General features: G+C 67.9%; 16 protein-coding genes. 6 read left to right on the plus strand and 10 right to left on the minus strand.

The window, feature by feature from the left end:
* The first annotated feature begins 164 nt into the window (after positions 1-164).
* Positions 165-3,002, plus strand: a complete 2,838-nt coding sequence (locus AC5Y36_RS03735; RefSeq protein ID WP_500039502.1) for a (Fe-S)-binding protein — start codon at positions 165-167, stop codon at positions 3,000-3,002.
* 66 nt (positions 3,003-3,068) lie between these two features.
* The gene (locus AC5Y36_RS03740) at positions 3,069-4,361 is read left to right on the plus strand and encodes a pyridoxal phosphate-dependent aminotransferase (protein ID WP_500039503.1); all 1,293 of its coding nucleotides are present in this window, start codon (positions 3,069-3,071) and stop codon (positions 4,359-4,361) included.
* Positions 4,362-4,459: 98 nt separating this feature from the next.
* Here AC5Y36_RS03740 and AC5Y36_RS03745 read toward each other — a convergent pair whose 3' ends face one another.
* From AC5Y36_RS03745 to AC5Y36_RS03755, 3 genes are all read right to left on the minus strand, one after another.
* Positions 4,460-5,374, minus strand: a complete 915-nt coding sequence (locus AC5Y36_RS03745; protein ID WP_500039504.1) for an alpha/beta fold hydrolase — start codon at positions 5,372-5,374, stop codon at positions 4,460-4,462.
* Between the two features lie 118 nt (positions 5,375-5,492).
* Entirely contained in the window at positions 5,493-6,680 is a 1,188-nt protein-coding gene (locus AC5Y36_RS03750; protein ID WP_500039505.1) for a cytochrome P450, read from the minus strand.
* Positions 6,667-8,082, minus strand: coding sequence for an ABC1 kinase family protein (locus AC5Y36_RS03755; RefSeq protein WP_500039506.1), 1,416 nt, complete (start codon positions 8,080-8,082; stop codon positions 6,667-6,669). The genes AC5Y36_RS03750 and AC5Y36_RS03755 overlap by 14 nt, the downstream gene beginning before the upstream one ends.
* Before the next feature lie 59 nt (positions 8,083-8,141).
* Between AC5Y36_RS03755 and AC5Y36_RS03760 the strand changes: the two genes are divergently transcribed.
* From AC5Y36_RS03760 to AC5Y36_RS03770, 3 genes are read left to right on the plus strand one after another with little or no spacing between them, the layout of a single operon-like run.
* The gene (locus tag AC5Y36_RS03760) at positions 8,142-8,738 is read left to right on the plus strand and encodes a TetR/AcrR family transcriptional regulator (RefSeq protein WP_500039507.1); all 597 of its coding nucleotides are present in this window, start codon (positions 8,142-8,144) and stop codon (positions 8,736-8,738) included.
* Positions 8,739-8,774: 36 nt separating this feature from the next.
* Positions 8,775-9,215 (plus strand): DUF4345 family protein, encoded by a 441-nt coding sequence (locus tag AC5Y36_RS03765; RefSeq protein ID WP_500039508.1) that lies wholly within the window; start codon positions 8,775-8,777, stop codon positions 9,213-9,215.
* A 24-nt stretch (positions 9,216-9,239) separates the two neighbouring features.
* Positions 9,240-10,148, plus strand: coding sequence for an NAD-dependent epimerase/dehydratase family protein (locus AC5Y36_RS03770; RefSeq protein WP_500039509.1), 909 nt, complete (start codon positions 9,240-9,242; stop codon positions 10,146-10,148).
* 1 nt (position 10,149) lies between these two features.
* Here the strand turns inward: AC5Y36_RS03770 and AC5Y36_RS03775 are convergent, their stop codons facing one another.
* Positions 10,150-10,572, minus strand: coding sequence for a DUF1707 domain-containing protein (locus tag AC5Y36_RS03775; protein WP_500039510.1), 423 nt, complete (start codon positions 10,570-10,572; stop codon positions 10,150-10,152).
* 137 nt (positions 10,573-10,709) lie between these two features.
* The gene (locus AC5Y36_RS03780) at positions 10,710-12,155 is read right to left on the minus strand and encodes a carotenoid oxygenase family protein (RefSeq protein WP_500039511.1); all 1,446 of its coding nucleotides are present in this window, start codon (positions 12,153-12,155) and stop codon (positions 10,710-10,712) included.
* Between the two features lie 66 nt (positions 12,156-12,221).
* On the opposite strand from AC5Y36_RS03780, the gene AC5Y36_RS03785 reads away from it, so the two are divergent.
* Positions 12,222-12,860: a TetR/AcrR family transcriptional regulator gene (locus AC5Y36_RS03785; protein ID WP_500039512.1), complete on the plus strand. Its 639-nt coding sequence runs from the start codon at positions 12,222-12,224 to the stop codon at positions 12,858-12,860.
* A 7-nt stretch (positions 12,861-12,867) separates the two neighbouring features.
* Here AC5Y36_RS03785 and rfbA read toward each other — a convergent pair whose 3' ends face one another.
* From rfbA to AC5Y36_RS03810, 5 genes are all read right to left on the minus strand, one after another.
* Positions 12,868-13,734 (minus strand): glucose-1-phosphate thymidylyltransferase RfbA, encoded by an 867-nt coding sequence (gene rfbA / locus AC5Y36_RS03790; protein ID WP_500039513.1) that lies wholly within the window; start codon positions 13,732-13,734, stop codon positions 12,868-12,870.
* Positions 13,735-13,752: 18 nt separating this feature from the next.
* Positions 13,753-14,100: a nuclear transport factor 2 family protein gene (locus tag AC5Y36_RS03795; protein ID WP_500039514.1), complete on the minus strand. Its 348-nt coding sequence runs from the start codon at positions 14,098-14,100 to the stop codon at positions 13,753-13,755.
* Between the two features lie 24 nt (positions 14,101-14,124).
* The gene (locus tag AC5Y36_RS03800) at positions 14,125-14,874 is read right to left on the minus strand and encodes a maleylpyruvate isomerase family mycothiol-dependent enzyme (protein WP_500039515.1); all 750 of its coding nucleotides are present in this window, start codon (positions 14,872-14,874) and stop codon (positions 14,125-14,127) included.
* Between the two features lie 4 nt (positions 14,875-14,878).
* Positions 14,879-16,204: a UDP-glucose dehydrogenase family protein gene (locus tag AC5Y36_RS03805; RefSeq protein ID WP_500039516.1), complete on the minus strand. Its 1,326-nt coding sequence runs from the start codon at positions 16,202-16,204 to the stop codon at positions 14,879-14,881.
* 123 nt (positions 16,205-16,327) lie between these two features.
* Positions 16,328-18,379, minus strand: coding sequence for a DUF7159 family protein (locus AC5Y36_RS03810; RefSeq protein WP_500039517.1), 2,052 nt, complete (start codon positions 18,377-18,379; stop codon positions 16,328-16,330).
* Between the last annotated feature and the right edge of the window lie 43 nt (positions 18,380-18,422).

Consider the following 18,422-nt stretch of genomic DNA (forward strand, 5'->3'; position numbering starts at 1 on the left):
GCATTTTTCGATAACTCCCCACCGCCTCCGCGCGAGTTAGGGCAACCTGTGTCACAGGGCAATGGCGCACAGGTGTCACTATGTGCAGGCATTGTGCGTAAGTTACTAGCCGGTAACTTACGCAAGTTACCGTTGAGTAACCCAGCAAGTGGGAGGGCACCCCGGTGGAGACGCAGACGCTGATCAGACTGGTCGTGGGCTTGGGCATGACGGCGGTCGTCGTGGCCCTATCGGGCAAACGCATCCTGTGGCTGGCCAAGCTCATCTTGTCCGGGCAACCGGCCAGCGGACGCACCGATGAGGTCGGCGTCCGGCTGGAGACCGAGGTCACCGAGGTCGCCGCGCAGCGCAAGCTGCTGAAGTGGACCATCCCCGGGATCGCGCACTTCTTCACCATGTGGGCGTTCTTCGTCCTGCTCACCGTCTACATCGAGGCCTACGGCCAGCTGTTCAGCCCACACTTCGCGCTGCCGATCGTCGGCCACTGGAACGCGCTGGGCTTCCTGCAGGACTTCTTCATCGTCGCGGTCACGCTGGGCATCCTGACCTTCGCGATCATCCGGATCATCCGCAATCCCAAAGAACACGGACGCGCATCCCGGTTCTACGGGTCGCACAACGGCGGCGCCTGGCTGATCCTATTCATGATTTTCAACGTCGCCTGGACGTTCTGCTTCCTGCGCGGCGCCGGCGCCAACACCGGCAGCCTGCCCTACGGCAACGGTGCGTTCCTGTCCCACCTGTTCGGCAACATGATGTCGGGACTGAGCACCGAAACCAACGAGTGGATCGAAACCGTGATGCTGCTGGCGCACATCGCGATCATGCTGGCCTTCCTGATCATCGTGCTGCACTCCAAGCACCTGCACATCTTCCTGGCTCCGGTCAACGTCGCCTTCAAGCGGCTGCCCAACGGGCTGGGTCCGCTGCTGCCGATGGAGTACGAGGGCAAGCCGATCGACTTCGAGAACCCGCCGGAGGACGCGGTGTTCGGCCGCGGCAAGATCGACGACTTCACCTGGAAGGGCATGCTCGACTTCGCGACGTGTACCGAGTGCGGTCGCTGCCAGTCGCAGTGTCCGGCCTGGAACACCGGTAAGCCGTTGAGCCCCAAGTTGTTGATCATGGATCTGCGTGACCACTGGATGGCCAAAGCGCCCTACCTGCTCGGCGACAAGGACGCGCCGGCCATGGACATCGACCTCACCGACGCCAAGCCGCTGGCGGGCCATCACGTGCCGGAGAAGGGCTTCGAGCGCATCGGCGGCTCCGGTCCCGAGCAAGCCGCCCGGCCGCTGGTCGGCACCGCTGAACAGGGCGGTGTGATCGACCCCGATGTGCTGTGGTCGTGCACCACCTGCGGGGCATGCGTCGAACAGTGCCCGGTCGACATCGAGCACATCGACCACATCCTGGACATGCGCCGCTACCAGGTGCTGATGGAGTCGGAGTTCCCCTCCGAGCTGGGTGTGCTGTTCAAGAACCTGGAGACCAAGGGCAACCCGTGGGGCCAGAACGCCAGCGATCGCACCAACTGGATCGACGAGGTGGACTTCGATGTCCCGGTCTACGGCCAAGACGTCGAGAGCTTCGACGGCTACGAGTACCTGTTCTGGGTCGGCTGCGCCGGGGCCTATGAGGACCGGGCCAAGAAGACCACCAAGGCCGTCGCCGAACTGCTGGCCGTCGCCGGGGTGAAGTTCCTGGTGCTCGGCACCGGCGAAACCTGCAACGGCGACTCGGCGCGCCGGTCGGGCAACGAGTTCCTGTTCCAGCAGTTGGCGGCGCAGAACGTCGAGACGCTCGACGAGCTGTTCGAGGGTGTGGAGCAGGTGAACCGCAAGGTCATCACCAGCTGCCCGCACTGCTTCAACACGCTGGGCCGGGAGTACCCGCAGCTGGGCGGCAACTACACGGTGCTGCACCATACCCAGCTGCTGAACCGGCTGGTCCGGGACAAGAAGCTGGTTCCGGTCAAGCCGGTCTCCCAGGACGTCACCTATCACGACCCGTGCTACCTGGGGCGGCACAACAAGGAGTACGCGGCGCCGCGCGAACTGGTCAAAGACTCCGGGGCGAACCTGGTGGAGATGCCGCGGCACGCCGAACGCGGGCTGTGCTGCGGTGCCGGCGGGGCCCGGATGTGGATGGAAGAGCACATCGGCAAGCGGGTCAACCACGAGCGTGTGGACGAGGCGATGGCCACCAGTGCCACCGTCATCGCCACCGCCTGCCCGTTCTGCCGGGTGATGATCACCGACGGCGTCGACGACCGCAAGGAAGCCGCGGGCCGCGACGACGTCCAGATCCGCGACGTGGCCCAGCTGCTGCTGGAGTCCCTGGACACCAGCACGGTGACGCTGCCGGCCAAGGGCACCGCCGCCGAGCAGTCGGCCGCCAAGGCCGCGGCCGCGCCGTCGGCACCCGCCCCGGCTGCCAGCGCTCCGGCACCGGCCGAAGCACCGGCCGCCGCCGCTCCCACCGAGGAACCGGCCGCTAAGGCCCCCGCCGCCGCCCCGGTCAAGGGCCTGGGTATGGCCGGTGGCGCGAAACGACCCGGCGCCAAGAAGACCGCCGCTCCGGCTACGGCGCCGGCCGCCGACGCGTCGGCCCCGGCCGACGCGGGCACCGCTCCCGCTGCCCCCGCCAAGGGCCTCGGCATGGCCGCCGGCGCCAAACGGCCCGGCGCCAAGAAGGCGGCCGCCGCACCGGCGGAACCGGCCAGCGCGGCGGCAGAGCCGGCCAGCACGGCCACCGAACCGGCCAGCACGGCAGCAGAGCCGAAGCCCGCTGCACCGGTCAAGGGCCTGGGCATGGCCGCCGGCGCCAAACGGCCCGGCGCCAAGAAGGCCGCCGCACCGGCTCCGGCAGCGCCTGCCGCTGAGCCCGAGGCGGCACCGGAGGCCACTGCCGGCGACGGTGACACGGCAGCCGCCAAGCCCGAGACTCCGGTCAAGGGCTTGGGCATCGCCAGGGGTGCCCGCCCGCCTGGCAAACGCTGAATCGGCGCGTCACGGTCACGTTTAGGCTGCCAGCGTGACCGTGACGTATCGTTTGGCAAATTTTGATTGGACAGTCGTGGGACCATGGTTGACGTGACCACACATCAGCTGCCGTTGCACGGCACCGGTTCGCCGCAGCGGCAGCGCACGTTCGCGCAGTCAACCAAACTGCAGGACGTCCTCTATGAGATCCGCGGCCCGGTCCATGCCCACGCGGCACGGATGGAGGCCGAAGGCCACCGGATCCTCAAGCTCAACATCGGCAACCCGGCGCCGTTCGGCTTCGATGCACCCGACGTGATCATGCGCGACATTATCCAGGCGCTGCCCTACGCCCAGGGCTACTCCGACTCGCAGGGCATCCTGCCGGCGCGCCGCGCGGTGGTCACCCGCTACGAACTCGTGGACGGCTTTCCCCGCTTCGACGTCGACGACGTCTACCTGGGCAACGGCGTATCCGAGCTGATCACCATGACGCTGCAGGCGTTGCTGGACAACGGCGATCAGGTGCTGATCCCGGCGCCGGACTATCCGTTGTGGACGGCGTCGACGTCGTTGGCCGGGGGCACGCCGGTGCATTACCTGTGCGACGAGACCCAGGGCTGGCAGCCCGACATCGCCGACCTGGAGTCCAAGATCACCGACCGCACCAAGGCGCTGGTGGTGATCAACCCGAACAATCCGACCGGCGCGGTCTACGGGCGTGAAATCCTCACCCAGATAGCGGATCTGGCCCGCAAGCATCAACTGCTGCTGCTCGCCGACGAGATCTACGACAAGATCCTCTACGACGACGCCCAGCACATCAGCCTGGCCACGGTGGCGCCCGACGTGCTGTGCCTGACCTTCAACGGCTTGTCGAAGGCCTACCGGGTGGCCGGCTACCGAGCCGGCTGGCTGGCCATCACCGGCCCCAAGGAGCATGCCAGCAGTTTTCTGGAGGGCATCAACCTGCTGGCGAACATGCGGTTGTGCCCCAATGTTCCGGCCCAACATGCGATTCAGGTGGCACTCGGCGGACATCAGAGCATCGAGGACCTGGTCCTCCCGGGCGGCCGGTTGCTCGAGCAGCGTGACGTCGCCTGGACCAAGCTCAACGAGATCCCCGGGGTCTCCTGCGTGAAACCCGCCGGTGCGCTGTACGCGTTTCCGCGGCTGGACCCCGAGGTTTACGACATCGCCGACGACGAGCAGCTGGTCCTCGACCTGCTGCTGCAGGAGAAGATCCTGGTCACCCAGGGCACCGGGTTCAATTGGCCGGCACCGGATCACCTGCGCGTCGTGACGCTGCCGTGGGCCCGCGACCTGTCGGCCGCCATCGAGCGGCTGGGCAACTTCCTGACCAGCTACCGCCAGTAGGGTCCCGGCGCGCAGGAGGGTCCCGGCGCGAGCAGACGCAGAATCGCACGATCCGGTCCGGATTCGTGCGATTTCGCGTCTGCTCGCGGGAGCCGCGGCTATCCGTTGCGCATATTGTCGACCAACAGATCCGTCAGCCGGGTGTTCAGCTGCGGCGGCAAGTCGTGGGCCCAGCCGTCGATCGCGTGCAGCTTGGCCCCAGAGATGGCCCGCGCCAACGCTTTCCCGGCCGCCAGCGGCATCAGCGGATCCGCCGCACCGTGCAGGACGACCGTGGGCGCGGTGATCCGGCGTGCATACGACACCAGGCTGCCGGTGCTCATACCGGCGGCGAGCTGGCGCATCACGCCGGCCGGACAGTAGTTGCGGTCGTAGGCCGCGGTAACCCGTTGGTGTATCGCCTCTTCCGGTTGGGGATACTTCGGGCTGGCGATCACCTTGTTCGACTCCACGATCGTGGCAATCACCTGTTCGCGGGTCGGGTTGCGGCCCGGGCTGGCCACCAGCGCCCGCAGCGCCGACGGCCGCGGCGGCGGCAGGAACCGTTGCGCGGTACTGGAAAACACAACACCCAACGAGCGCACCCGCTCGGGATGGTCGGCGGCCACGATCTGCGCAACCATGCCGCCCATCGACGCGCCGACCACGTGCGCGGAGTCGAGCTTCAGGCCGTCGAGCAGGCCGACCGTGTCGGCGGCCAGGTCGGGCAGGGTGTATGGCGCGGCGCTCGGCAGACCGATCCAGTAACGGGCCATCCTGGCCAGTGTGGAACCGTCCACCCGCACGCCGTCGAGCTTGGTGGACAGGCCGATGTCGCGATTGTCGAACCGGATCACCCGATAGCCAGCGCCGGCGATCATCCCGCAGAACTCGGTGGGCCACGCGGTGAGCTGGCTGGCAAAACCCATGATCAGCACAACCGGCGGGGCATTGGTGTCACCCAGGTCCTCATAGGCGAGCGTGATGCCGCCGCCGACGTCTACCGATCCCTGCCGCCACGCGAGGTCCGCCATGGGCCTTCATGCTACTGACCGGCGGCTATCCGGACGCCGGTTAGCGCTTTCCCCGCGAGCGGGAATCCCACGACACCCCATCGGCGTGTCCCGTCGCCAGATTCCCTCTCGGCGGCCGTCAATCGAAGACCATTGGGAGGGTCAGCGGCCCCCTGATCGCCGGGGTGTCGCGCCAGTTCGCAGGCCCAACCAGCCGGGGTCTGCGCATCAGGATTCGACGCAGCGCCACCGTCGTTTCCAACTGAGCCAACGCCCTGCCCACGCAGTGATGCGCACCGTAGCCGAAGGCGAGCGGCGGCGGCCCGCCCCGGTCGACCCGGAACCGGTCCGGTTCGTCGAACACAGCTGGATCCCGGTTGGCGGCTGAAACGACGACGAGAACCTGCTGGCCGCCGGCTATGCCGACATCGGCGAGCTGCTGGTCCTCAGTCGCCGTGCGGGCGGTTGCCTGCACCGGCCCGTCAAGGCGCAGTAACTCGTTGATCACCGCGGGGTCGACCGATTCGACGAGATTGAGGCGATCGGCGATGCGACTGCCGTCCGACCCGACGGTAAGCAGCCGAATCATGGCTGCACCCAGCAGGTTTGCTGTGGTTTCATGACCGGCAACCGCGATCAGGATTGCGGTCACGACGACGTCGTCAAGCATCAGGGTCGGATCGGTGGCGATGAAGCTGAGCAGGTCATCACCGGGATGCGCGCGACGGTCGGCGGCCAACGGCAGAAACTCGGTGAGCAAGGCGGCGAACGCCCCTGCTCCGGCTTCGAGGTCTTCGCCTTCGGCCAGTGCTCCGAGCATGCGAATGATGGCCGGGGACTGCTCACGCAATAGTTGCAAGGTCGCCACGTTCAGACCCAGCCACTCACCGGCCACGGCGATCGGCAGCGGCAGGGCGAGGTCGGTCATGAAGTCGAATACCACGCCGGCCGTGGGCTCGTCGATGACGGCCGCGGCGATGGCTTCGACGCCGGTTTGCAGGCCGGCGATGAAGCGGGGAGTGAAAACGTCGCGCACCGATCCCCGCAGCCGGGTGTGGTTCGGCCCGTCGGCGAACAGCATGGTGCTGGACACCAACTCGGGGTCGAACAACGCGCCCGCCGCTGGCACGTCGGGGTTGGCTGTTGGATCGCTGGTCCACCCTGATCCGCCCAACACCTGCCGTGCGGCGTCGTAGCCGAGAACCAGCCAGGCCTGTGCGGTTTCATCCCACACCACATCGCCGTCGCGCCGACGGAGTTCATAGAACCGGTAAGGGTCGGCGGCGTCCCACGGCAGCCTCGGGGAGGTGGTGCTAGGGATGGTCATGGCGCTCCACTCCGAAGGGCAACCCGCGCCGCCGTGCCCACGCGTCGTGCTGCTGGCCCAGCTGCGTAATTGGCTCGGCGACCCCGTCCATATCGTCAATGAGAGCCCGCAGGTGCACCGTCGCCCCTAGCGCCGCGCAGATCGTATTGATGCCGAAATTGATCCGGGAGAAGAAGACCTGGTCCTCGGGGATCGAGATGCGGCGAAGTGGATGGTCAGCAGAGCGCAGATCGACGATGCCGCGGATGGCTCGTCGCGCGGTGTCCTGGCCGAAGGTAACCGGCTGGGGGGCCAGCGCCTCATAGAAGAGCTCCGCCACCCACGCGTATGCCTCATCGACGGTGAGCGTGAGTCCGTCGGCGAAGTAGCCCAATTCGGCCAGCAATGTGCGCGTATCGTCCTTGCGCCCTTCGATCACTGCCCGATCCAACCCGACAATTGCACGACGCATAGCTTCAGGGAAGATTTTCACGCAGCCGAAGTCCACAAACCCGACCGTTCCGTCCAAAGCAAAGCGGTAGTTGCCCGGATGCGGGTCGGCGTTGAAAAGGTTCGCGTGCCGGTATGACCCCATGCTGAAACGCCAGATCGCCTCCGCCCAAGCATCCTTGACAGTCTGGTCAGCACCTTGCGCTGCGGCCCAGCCCATTCCGTCGAGGTAGGTCATGGTCAGTACCCGGTCACCGGATGCCTCGTCAATCACCTCCGGAACCCGAATGAACGGATGGCCGCGGTAGAGCTCACTGAAAGCGGCGATATTGGCGGCCTCATGGCGGTAGTCGATCTCCTCGGAGATTCGGTCGGCAATCTCGCGGGTGGCCCCGCGCAGGTCGGGCATGGCGGTTCCCGCCGCCGAGCCGGCGAACCGGAAGAACGTCGCCAACAATTCGCTGTTGGCCAGATCGGCGCCGATGGCTTCTGCCGCGCCGGGATACTGAATCTTGACTGCGACCTGCCGGCCATCGTGCAGCACCGCGCGGTGCACCTGTCCGATCGACGCCGCGGCCATCGGCTCGTCGGCGAACTCGGCAAAAACCCGCTCTGCGGGTCGGCCAAGGTCACTCCGCAACACCTCTTTGGCAAGGCCGGAATCCATCGCCGGCGCATCGGACTGCAACCTGGCCAGCGCCTTTTGATACGGCGAAAGCTCGCCATCTCCTATCGAGCCGGTGTCCACCATCGAGAATATTTGTCCGGCCTTCATCAACACCCCTTTGGAGTGCCCCAGCAACTCGCTGTATCGCTCGGCCGTCCGTTCATGGAAACGCGCCACGGCGCCGGCGTCACCGGTCTTCTCCCGCAACGCGGCCACCATCCGTCCACCCGCGGCCCGCGCGGTGAACCCGGCCAACGGCATCGTCCGGCGGACCCTGCCCCGAGGTACCGAACCCTGGTCCGCCATGGCGACCTCCTGCTAAAGTGACTACTTGACGATACTAAGTGAACACTTTGGAGTGGTCAATGGCGGCAACGACGACACGAGATCGGTTGATCACCGAGGCGATGCGGTTGTTTAGCGAGCAGGGCTATCGGGCCACCAGCGTCGCCCAGATCGAGGCGGCCGTCGGGCTGGCTCCGGGGTCGGGCGCCCTCTACCACCACTTCAAGTCCAAAGAGGCACTGCTGGAAGCCGGTATCGACCGGCAGCTGGACCGCCGTCACGCCATGCGAGACATTCGGGCGCTCTTCGCCGGGCTGGGCGACCTGCGCTCCGAGCTCACCCTGCTGGGCCGATACGTGCTCGCGGTACTCGACGAGGAGACCCAGCTGCTCCAGGTCGCCGCCCGCACGCCTGCAGACCGGTCGGCGCGGCTCAATGATGCCTACGCCGCACTGGTCGACGGGCTGTGCGCGGAGCTCGCGGACTGGGTGCAGGGCTGGGTTCCCGGGATCGAGAACAAGGACGCCGCGATCATCGGCGCGGTCGGCGTCAACGCCCTTCTGGGCAAGCGCGCGACGAGCACGCTCTTCCACGCACCGGGAACGGAAGCCCCTGACGAGGACTACATCGCGGAGTGGACAGCGCTGCTGGCTAGCCGAATCGAATCGCGGCGCTGATCATCAGTTCAGGCAACGACGACCGGAAAGGGTGAGATGAGAACTCTACGTCAGCTGTGCCTCGTTCTCGGAGCGGTGATGGCGGCCATGGGTATGGGGCAACTTCTCGCCGGAACCAAATTCGTACCCGGCGCCAAACGCACCGATCCAGTGACGGACAGCCAGATTCGCGCCCTTGGAGCACTCGCAGTCTGGGCGGGCTCCACCCAAGTCTGGGCCGCTCGACACGGCGCGGTACAGCCGCTACGCCTGCTCAGCGCGATAACCGCCTCTGTGGTCGGCGCACGTGCAGCCGGGATCCCGGACACTGGTCGGCCGACCGGTGTCGTGCTGGTTGCGATACTCCGAGAGACCATGTCGGCTGCGAGTCTGCTGATCTACTCGACGGCGCTCGCACGCCAGCGCCCGCGAGTACCGAAACAACCCGCCCCTGTCCGTACCACGGCGCGAAAGACGTTGCCGGCCAGCGGAATTTAGGCTTCTCACCGCAGGGAGACCAACATGCGTGTTTTTGTCACCGGCGGCACCGGCGCGATCGGCAGCTATGCGGTCCCCGCATTAGTCACCGCCGGCCACGAGGTCTCGGCGCTGGCACGCAGCGACATGAAAGCTGAAGTGCTGCAGAACCAGGGCGCCGGACCTGTGCGGGTGTCCTTGTTCGATCGGGACGCCTTGGCTGTGGCGTTCGCCGACCACGACGCTGTCGTCAACCTGGCGTCCGCGCTGCCCGCGCCTGCCGCGGCAATCCGCCGCGCGGCCTGGCGCCCCTGCGAACGGGTTCGCACCGAGGGCTCGGCCGCGGTCGTCGATGCCGCCCAGGCTGCCGGCGTGCCCCGGCTAATCCAGGAGTCCGTCGTCATGATCTACGCCGACGGCGGGTCAGAGTGGATCAACGAGGATGCGCCCGTTGACCACTACCCGATGGCACGCGGCAACCACGCCGCGGAGGCCAGCGCCCGACGATTCTCCGAAACCGGCGGAAGCGCCGCGGTGCTGCGGTTCGGTTCCTTCTACGGTCCCGGAGCCGCGCACAGCGAGCAGATTCTGGAGCTGGCGCGCCGCCATGTCGGGTTTGTGCCTGGTCGCGCTGCTGCCTTCGTGTCGTCGATCCATCTGGCCGATGCCGCCCAAGCAGTGGCGGCCGCCCTGAGCTGCCCGGGCGGCGTCTACAACATCGTCGACGACGCACCGGTCACCAAACGCCAATACGCGCAAGCCTGCGCCGACGCGGTCGGCGTCCAACTCTGGGCGCAGGCTCCCGGTCGGATGGGCCTACTGTTGGGCGATCGACTCACGTCGATGACACGTTCATTGCGGGTCAGCAATGCGCGATTTCGCGCCTGCACCGATTGGCGGCCAACATATCCCAGTGTGCGGGCGGGCTACCTCGCCATGGCCGACAACGAGTGACCTACTGACGCTTTCCCGCACACGCGTGCACCGGAATCAGATGCGAGACGATCCCGATACCGCAGCCGAGGATGGGCCAGATCGGCCAGAAGTACCACGCACCGGCGGTCACCGCGGTCGCCAGCCAGATGCCGATCATCAGTACGGACACCGCCAGATAAACGCCCAGATGAATCCGCGCGCCGCGGCGGGCGGCGGCATGCCGCTCAGCACGGCGGTGCGGGTCTTGCCTGCCGATCCGCTCAACCGGCAGATCGGCGACCAGTTCGTCGAGCACTCCGGCGGTCTGGGCCTCAAACGCTCGACCCACGCGTGGCTCATATTCCGCCATCGAGAGATATCCCTGAGCCAGCGCCTGGCCCAGAAGAGCCGCGGTGCGTTCCCGCTCCGGATCACCAACCCGCACCACCGGATCGGCCGTCAAGCGCGGGCGCGATACCGATGACATTGCCGAACTCGTGGACATTTTGACCTCCGTCTTCTATCGCACCGAGCGGCATTCCCACGACGGGTCACCGGCGTGTCGCGTCGCGGGAATGCCACTCGCGGCCAGGGCAGCTCCTACTGTCCGGTCGGCACCCAGTTGCCGTGGAACCCGGCGGGAACCCGGTGCGGCAGCCGGATACTGGCGACGTCCTCCATCGTTGCAGCATCCAGGACGGCCAGCTCGCTGCGATCGGCCGCGCTGTCGTAGACGAATCCCATCAGCACCCCCTCGTCCTCGGGCGAATCGACGGCAGCGGGATGGAAGACGAACTCGCCCAGCTGTTTTCCGGCGCCGAATGAACGCGTCGCCGTCGCTCCACCGACCAGGTCGTGCTTGAGCAACGTCGCGTCCGGTACCACCCCGTCGCCGATGCAGACCGCGTATCCGAACCGGTGCCGCTTGCCGACCCGACGCTCGTCCACCCGCGGAAACTCCTGGCCGCGATCGTCTAAGCGGGATTCGCGGACCTTACCGTCGGCCAGGTCGACCGTCCAGCGCTCCAGGGTGGGCAGACCCTCGGCGGGGCCGCGCATCTCGGTGTCGAACATCTTGGGGTGCCGAACCACATCGAGAACGACGGTGTCGCCCTCGTCGTAGGCGTTCATCGGGTGAAACACGTAGCAGGGTTCGACATCGAACCACCGGATGTCGGCGTTGCCGCCGTCTCGGGGCATAACCCCCACCCGCGCTGGGTATTTCGGGTTCCACCGGTAGGGCATGGTGCGACTCGCGCCGGCCGACCGCGGCAGGCGCGCGGTGATCGGATCCGGGATGCGCACCCGACCGATCACCGCCGACAGGATCAACCGCGCCGGCAGCCGCATCGCCCGCGGCACCGAGGCCTCCACCACCCCGCGGGTGTCGAACGTGACCGGCAGGTCATAGAAGACGACGTGCTTTTCGGTCAGCGAGAAGTCGTGCATCATCGGCGATCCGGTCACCTCGACGTCCACTGTGCGCCGCGCTCGGCCGTCGGTGCCGATCACCGAGTACTGCACGGTGTTGCCACGGTTGAAGGCGTAGGAGACGGCGTGCAGTTCCCCGGTTTGCGGATCGCGCTTGGGGTGCGCGGTGTAGCCGCCGCTCACGGTGCCGTCGAAGTCGCAGGGACCGATGGTGTCGAGCTCATCGGTCAGTTCGTAGCAGGAGATGCCGCCCTCGATCAGCGCGAAGGTGCGCCCGGCGTGCCCGATCACATTGGTGTTGGCGCCGATCCCGGACGGCCCGACGTGCCCGCCGCCCGGCGCCCGTTCACCCAGCGCCGCCGCGGTCTGCGGTCCACGCACATAGCGGTTGCGGTACCACTCCGCCTTGCCGTCGCGGATCCGCACCCCGTGGACCATGCCGTCACCGATGAACCAGTGGTAGGTCGCCGGGTCGATCTCGCCGACCGGGTTGGGCCCGTTGCGCAGGTAGCGACCGTCCAGGTAGTCCGGGATGCGCCCGGCCACCTCGAGGTCGGTCAGGGTGTATTCGTCTGCGATCGGGGCGAATCCGCCCTGAAGGTATGGGTTGGTCATCGGGCACCTCCTGGCCATAACGATGTTATTCGACATGTATAACACCGTTATGGCAGCATGGCAAGGGTGAGTTCGAGTCCGCGTGAGCGCCTGATCGAGGCCGGCACCCGCCTGCTGGACAGCGGCGGCCCCGAGGCGCTGCAGGCCCGCAAGGTCGCCGCCGAGATCGGGGCCTCGACGATGGCGGTCTACACGCACTTCGGCGGCATGAACGGTCTGTTGGAGGCGATCGTCGCGGCGGCCTTCGAGCGGTTCGGCCAGGCACTGGGCTCGGCGCCGCGGACCGAGGATCCGATCGCCGACTTCTTCATCATGGGTTACGCCTACCGCGAGTTCGCGTTGGCCAGCCCGCAGCGCTACCGGTTGATGTTCGGCCTGGCCGCACCACAGCTGTTCCGCGCGCCGACCAACGAGATGCCGATCGCCACAGCAACATTCGATCAACTCGTCAGCGCGGTACAACGGATCATCGACAGCGGCCGGATTCGCGCCGACGATGTAGTGGATCTGGCCGGGCGGACGTGGAGCATGGTGCACGGCATCGTTCTGTTGGAGAGCGTGGGAACGTTCGGGCACGAGGGTCGCGCACTGACCCACATCCTCGGCCCGATGACCGTCGACATGTTCGTCGGCATGGGCGACAGCCGGGAGAGGGCCGAACTGTCGCTGCAGCGCGCAACCGAGGCGATCCTGGGCGGCGGCTAGCGGGCCGTCAGCGCCGCTCCAGCAGGTCCAGCAGATAGCCGCCGTAGCCGGACTTGAGCAGGGTGTGGGCGCGGGCCGCCAGCTGCTCGTCGTCGATGAAGCCCATCCGCCAGGCCACCTCTTCGGGGATGCCGATCTTCAAGCCCTGCCGGCGTTCGATGGTGCGGACGTAATCGCTGGCGTCCAGCAGCGAGTCGAACGTGCCGGTGTCCAGCCAGGCGGTGCCTCGGGGCAGCACCTCGACACTCAGGCGGCCCTGCTCCAGGTAGATCTGGTTGATCTCGGTGATCTCGTACTCGCCGCGTTCCGACGGGCGCAGCCCGCGGGCGATCTCGATGACGTCGTTGTCGTAGAAGTACAGGCCGGGAACCGCATACCGGGATTTGGGTGTCGCCGGCTTCTCCTGCACCGAGATCGCCAAGCCGTCCGCCCCGAACTCGACTACCCCGTAATCCGACGGGTTGACCACCGGATAGGCGAAAACCGCTCCGCCGCTGATGGTCTGGAAGCGGCGCAGGCTGGTGCCCAAGCCGGGGCCGTAGAAGATGTTGTCACCCAGCACTAATGCCACCGAGTCGTTTCCGATGTGTTCGGCGCCGATGACGAATGCCCTGGCCAGCCCATCGGGTTGGTCCTGGACCGCGTAGCTGATGGCGATGCCGAACGCGGCGCCGTCGCCGAGCAGGCGCTGGAATGCCGGCGCATCCTGGGCGGTGGTGATCACCTGGATGTCGCGGATGCCGGCCAGCATCAGGGTGGACAGCGGGTAGTAGATCATCGGTTTGTCGTAGACCGGCAGCAGCTGCTTGCTGACGCCCAAGGTGATCGGATACAGCCGGGTGCCCGAGCCGCCGGCCAGGATGATCCCGCGCATGCGTGGCTTCCCGTCCCGTCAGTCGACGAGGTCGGTTTCGGTGAGGTCGGTGGCCGACAGCGCCGACGCCAGATCGTCGTGGCGGAATACCGAGGTCACGTGGTCGTGCACCACCCGGAACGCCGATGCCCCCGCGGTGCCGGTGTGTTCGGCGACGACCACACCGTGGTGGACGAACATTCGGCCCAGTTCTCCGGCGTCCGCAACCGAGGCGGCCCACCGCCGCAGCGCGTCGTGCCCCTGACCCGCGCCGTGCGCATCGCCGAACTCGATGTCGTCGCTGGACAGCCGCACCAACGTGTCCAGATCCGCTTCGCTCAGAGCGTCGTGCCAGGCCAGGACGGTGGCGATCTCCGATGTGGTCATGCCCTGCAAACTACCGTGTCCGGGTCAGAAAGCAGTATGGTCCAGCCACTTCTGCCACACGGTGAGGTCGCCGAACATCTCGGCGCCGGTGTCGGCGATCGGGACCCGGCGCGACACCGCCAGCAGCAGATCGGTGGCTCCCCCGCGGACGGCCACAGTGCCCTTCCCGTGCGCGTGGGTCCAGCTGAGCAGGCCGTCGGTTGCGCTGATCGTCCACTCACCCTGCTCCCCCAGCCCGGGGTCGGTGGCGTGCAGGTGAACGGTCTGGTCCTCGGCCAGCGACAGCGCGTGCCCGCGGGCGACGGCCAGCGCGACGGACAGATCCAGCAGCTCGCTCAGGCCGTCGGCGGCCAACTCGGGCGTGGTGGTGAATGGCTTGCCCAGTGCCAGTGCGGCGTCGGCGCGATGCACCAAAATCTCGTGGCAACGGCGGCGTAGCCACCAGCCGGCCGGGCGCGGCCCGAGAAACGTCCAGACCGGGGTGTTCGCGCCGGTCTTCTCGACGGCGTCGACCAGCAGCCGCGACCCGTCGTGCAGCCAGGCGATCGCGCCGTCCAGGTCCTCGGGCGGCTTGCCGTTCTCGATGCTGCGGGGATCGACGTCGCGGCGTTCGGTGACGATCTGCGCCGCCCAGCGTTCGCCGCGGCCGACGTGGCGGAACAGCTGCCGCAGGGTCCATTCCGGGCAGGTCGGTATCGGGATGGTCTGGTCGCCTGCGCGCACCAGTTCACCGAACGCACGGTTTTCCTCGAGTAACGCCGCCGCAAAATCCACGCGGTCAGATTACGCGCCGTCCCAGGCAGTGCACCCGCCAACCGGCTCGTTGCCAGCGGTGGACGTCGAGGCAGTTGCGGCCGTCGACGATGACCCTTGCGCGCACCCGATCGGCCAGATCGGTGGGATCGAGGTCGACGAACTCCGGCCACTCGGTGAGCACCAGCACCGCGTCGGCCCGGTCGCACGCCTCGGCGACCGACACCGCGTAGTTCAACGTGGGAAACAGCCTGTGCGCGTTCTCCAATGCCTTCGGGTCGAAGACGTTGACGGTGGCTCCGTTGAGCTGCAGCTGGCCGGCGACGTTGAGTGCCGGCGAGTCACGCACATCGTCGGATTCGGGTTTGAACGCGGCGCCCAGCACGGCGATGTTGGCGCCCAGCAGTGATCCCCCGCAAGCGGCAGTGGTCAGTTCCACCATCCGTGTCCGGCGGCGCATGTTGATGCTGTCCACCTCGCGCAGGAACGTCAGCGCCTGGTCGGCACCCAGCTCGCCGGCGCGTGCCATGAACGCCCGAATGTCCTTGGGGAGGCAGCCACCCCCGAATCCGAGGCCCGCATTGAGGAACTTACGACCGATCCGCGGGTCGTAGCCCAACGCATCGGCGAGCAGCGTTACGTCGGCACCCGCCGCCTCGCATACTTCCGAGATCGCGTTGATGAACGAGATCTTGGTCGCCAGAAAGGCATTGGCGGACACCTTGACCAACTCCGCGGTCTGCAGATCGGTCAAGAGGAACGGCACGCCCTCGTCGAGCATCGGCGCATAGAGCTCTCGCAGGGTGGCTTCGGACCGTATCGAATCGCCCTGCACCCCAACGACGATGCGGTCGGGGTGCAGGGTGTCGTGCACTGCGAAGCCCTCCCGTAGAAACTCCGGATTCCAGGCGACTTCGACACCGACGCCGGTGGGCGCCAGCCGGCGGGCGCGTTCACCGAGATCGGCGGCGGTGCCGACGGGCACCGTGGATTTGCCGACGATGACCGATGGCCGGGTCAGCCGCGGCACCAGTTCGTCGATGACGGCGTGGACATGGCGCAGATCAGCGCCGTACTCGCCGCGCTTCTGCGGGGTGCCGACGCCCAGGAAGTGCACGTCGGCAAACTCGGCGGCCAGGTCATAATCGGTGGTGAATCTCAGTCGACCGGCAGCGATGTTGTCGGCCAACATCTTCCGCAAGCCGGGCTCGTAGAACGGGATGTCACCGCCGGCGAGCTTGGCGACCTTGCCGGGGTCGATGTCGACGCCGATCACCTCGTGCCCGAGCTCCGCCATCCCAACCGCGTGGGTAGCACCCAGGTAGCCCGTGCCGAAGACGGTGCAACGCATGATTCCTGTGTAAAGGGCCGCGGTGAGCGCACCACGTCATCACGCTGAGCGGCAGGCTAACGACAGGTGACGGTTGCGAATTCGGCAGCTGTGGCGCCGTCATTGCTCGACGCCGCGTGGCCCTCAGAAGTGGAAGCCGCCACCCTTGCCGCCACCGAAGCCTCCGCCGCCCCCGCCGAAGCCGCCCCAGCCCCCGCCGCTGTGCCCGCCACCGCCGAGGCCCGGGATGCCACCACTGTTTGAGCCGCCGCCACCACCGAAGCCGGGGATGCCGCCGCCGTTCGAGCCGCCACCGCCGAAGCCGGGGATGCCGCCGCCTCCGCCGCCGCTGTTGGAGCCGCCACCCAAGCCGGGGATACCGGGGATCCCGCCACCGCCGCCGCTCGAGCCGCCGTTGCCACCGCCCCCATTGGAGCCGCCACCCAAGCCGGGGATACCGGGGATACCGCCGCCGCTGCTTGAGCCGCCACCGCTACTTGAGCCGCCGCCGTTACTGCCGCCGACACCCGGGATGATCGGGATTCCGGGGATGCTGCCGCCACCACCGGTGTTGGAGTCGCCGCCGGAGCCACCGCCCGGAAGTCCGGGAATCCCACCGTTGTTCGAGCCGCTGCCGGGCAGACCGGGGATGCCGCTGTTGTTGCCGCCGCCGCTGCTGCCGCCGCTCTGGTGGCCCGGGTCCGGCGCGTTTTGGTGCCCGCCACCCGACGGCTGCCGCGGCGGCCTGGGGGTCGGCTGCTGCGGCACCGGCGCCGGCACCTGGATCGGCAACGGCACGATGATCGGCACCGGCAGCTGGGGCGCCGGAGCCGGCGCCGCGGGCACTGGCACCGGGGCCGGCGCCGCCGGGACCGGGACGGGAGCCGGCGCCTCGGGCACCGGCGCGGGGGCCGGAGCCGCGGGGGCGGGAGCCTGTACCTCCGGAGCAGGAGCCGGCGCTGCGGGTGGCGGAGCCGGTGCCTGGGCCGGGACGTCGTGTGCCGCCGGGACGGGCTGCGGGATGGTCTCGGGCGGCGGAGCCGGGGCCGCCGGCGGTGGCGGCGCGGGCTGGGCCGCTTCGGGCGCCGGTGCGTGCTGCGCCGGAACAACGATGTTCTGACCCGGTTCGGGCCGCTGACTGGCCGTCGGGCGGATGCTGATCGCCAGGGCGATCACCAACGCGCCTACCCCGACCACGAACAGCGTGGCCAGCGCGCTGCCGGCCAGCAGGAACGGCTTGCGCCCGGCCGGCGCCTCCTCGGCAGCGTCGTCCTCGGGGACATCGTCAAGCTGCGGGTTGGCGCCGGAGTCCACGTCGATCACGTCGGGGGTGGGCAGGTAGACGCTGTCGGTCATGTCCTGCAGGGCGCTATATGCCAGCGCCCCACCGCCCTGGGTGGCTTCGTAGTCGATCGCCGAGGCCGACGCGTAGGCGTACCCGAACGCCAGCAGGTCGGCGTTGACCTGTCCGGTCCCGGGGTCCTGCGCCCAGGCCAGCGCCTGGGTGGAGGAGGTGAAAAGCGGAGCGTGTGCACTGGCCAGCGCCGCGCCGCGCGCCAGCGCGGTCTCCGGCTCCTCCGGCACGCTGACCGGCAGGGCGGTCGCCTGTTCCAGGGCCGGCTTGATCATCGCGACGTTGACGCCGGAGCCGACCACGAACAGCCCGTCCGGGTGCGAGTCCAGTCTGTCGGCCGCGGCGACCAGCCCGGCGAGCTCGGTCATCGCCACTTCGTCGTCGCGGGAAAGCGCGCAGCGCTGAACCTCGATGATCGATCCGTCGGCGGACTCGATCACTGCCAGCGTCGCGGTTTCCGGCTCGACGAACAGCAGTCCGGTGCGGCCGTAGTGCGTGGAGTTGCCCACCGCCTGGGCCAGCGCGGCGGCGGCCAGGAACGCCGACACCAGCATCACGTTCTCGACCTTGTGGTTGGCCAGCGCGTCCTGCAGGACCGCCGCCTGCGCCTGGTCGCTGAACGTGACGCCCGTCGAGGCCAGGTGGTAGCCGCCGTCGTGTGCACCTTCTCGGGTGCCGAGGATCGCCGCGATCACTTGGTCGGGGGCGCTGGTACGGACCGTGGCGGCGTCATCCGTGCTGGTGGCGACGTCGAAGTCGTCCTGGTCGACGGTGACACCGTCTGCGTTTTCCCCCTCGACCAGCACCATGCGCACCGCTGAAGGGGCCATTGAGACCCCCATAACGATGTCCACAATCCCTCCCGAGCCTCAAGGTTAACAGTCG

The organism is Mycobacterium sp. NGS50 (genome assembly GCF_059812545.1).

What these genes read in the sequence shown, in the direction of transcription:
- AC5Y36_RS03795 (WP_500039514.1), bottom strand. Translation starts at nt 14,100, where the DNA reads ATGACCACATCGGAGATCGCCACCGTCCTGGCCTGGCACGACGCTCTG.
- AC5Y36_RS03780 (WP_500039511.1), bottom strand. Translation starts at nt 12,155, where the DNA reads ATGACCAACCCATACCTTCAGGGCGGATTCGCCCCGATCGCAGACGAA.
- AC5Y36_RS03765 (WP_500039508.1), top strand. Translation starts at nt 8,775, where the DNA reads ATGAGAACTCTACGTCAGCTGTGCCTCGTTCTCGGAGCGGTGATGGCG.
- AC5Y36_RS03755 (WP_500039506.1), bottom strand. Translation starts at nt 8,082, where the DNA reads ATGGCGGACCAGGGTTCGGTACCTCGGGGCAGGGTCCGCCGGACGATG.
- AC5Y36_RS03770 (WP_500039509.1), top strand. Translation starts at nt 9,240, where the DNA reads ATGCGTGTTTTTGTCACCGGCGGCACCGGCGCGATCGGCAGCTATGCG.
- AC5Y36_RS03810 (WP_500039517.1), bottom strand. Translation starts at nt 18,379, where the DNA reads ATGGGGGTCTCAATGGCCCCTTCAGCGGTGCGCATGGTGCTGGTCGAG.
- rfbA (WP_500039513.1), bottom strand. Translation starts at nt 13,734, where the DNA reads ATGCGCGGGATCATCCTGGCCGGCGGCTCGGGCACCCGGCTGTATCCG.
- AC5Y36_RS03750 (WP_500039505.1), bottom strand. Translation starts at nt 6,680, where the DNA reads ATGACCATCCCTAGCACCACCTCCCCGAGGCTGCCGTGGGACGCCGCC.
- AC5Y36_RS03760 (WP_500039507.1), top strand. Translation starts at nt 8,142, where the DNA reads ATGGCGGCAACGACGACACGAGATCGGTTGATCACCGAGGCGATGCGG.
- AC5Y36_RS03745 (WP_500039504.1), bottom strand. Translation starts at nt 5,374, where the DNA reads ATGGCGGACCTCGCGTGGCGGCAGGGATCGGTAGACGTCGGCGGCGGC.
- AC5Y36_RS03805 (WP_500039516.1), bottom strand. Translation starts at nt 16,204, where the DNA reads ATGCGTTGCACCGTCTTCGGCACGGGCTACCTGGGTGCTACCCACGCG.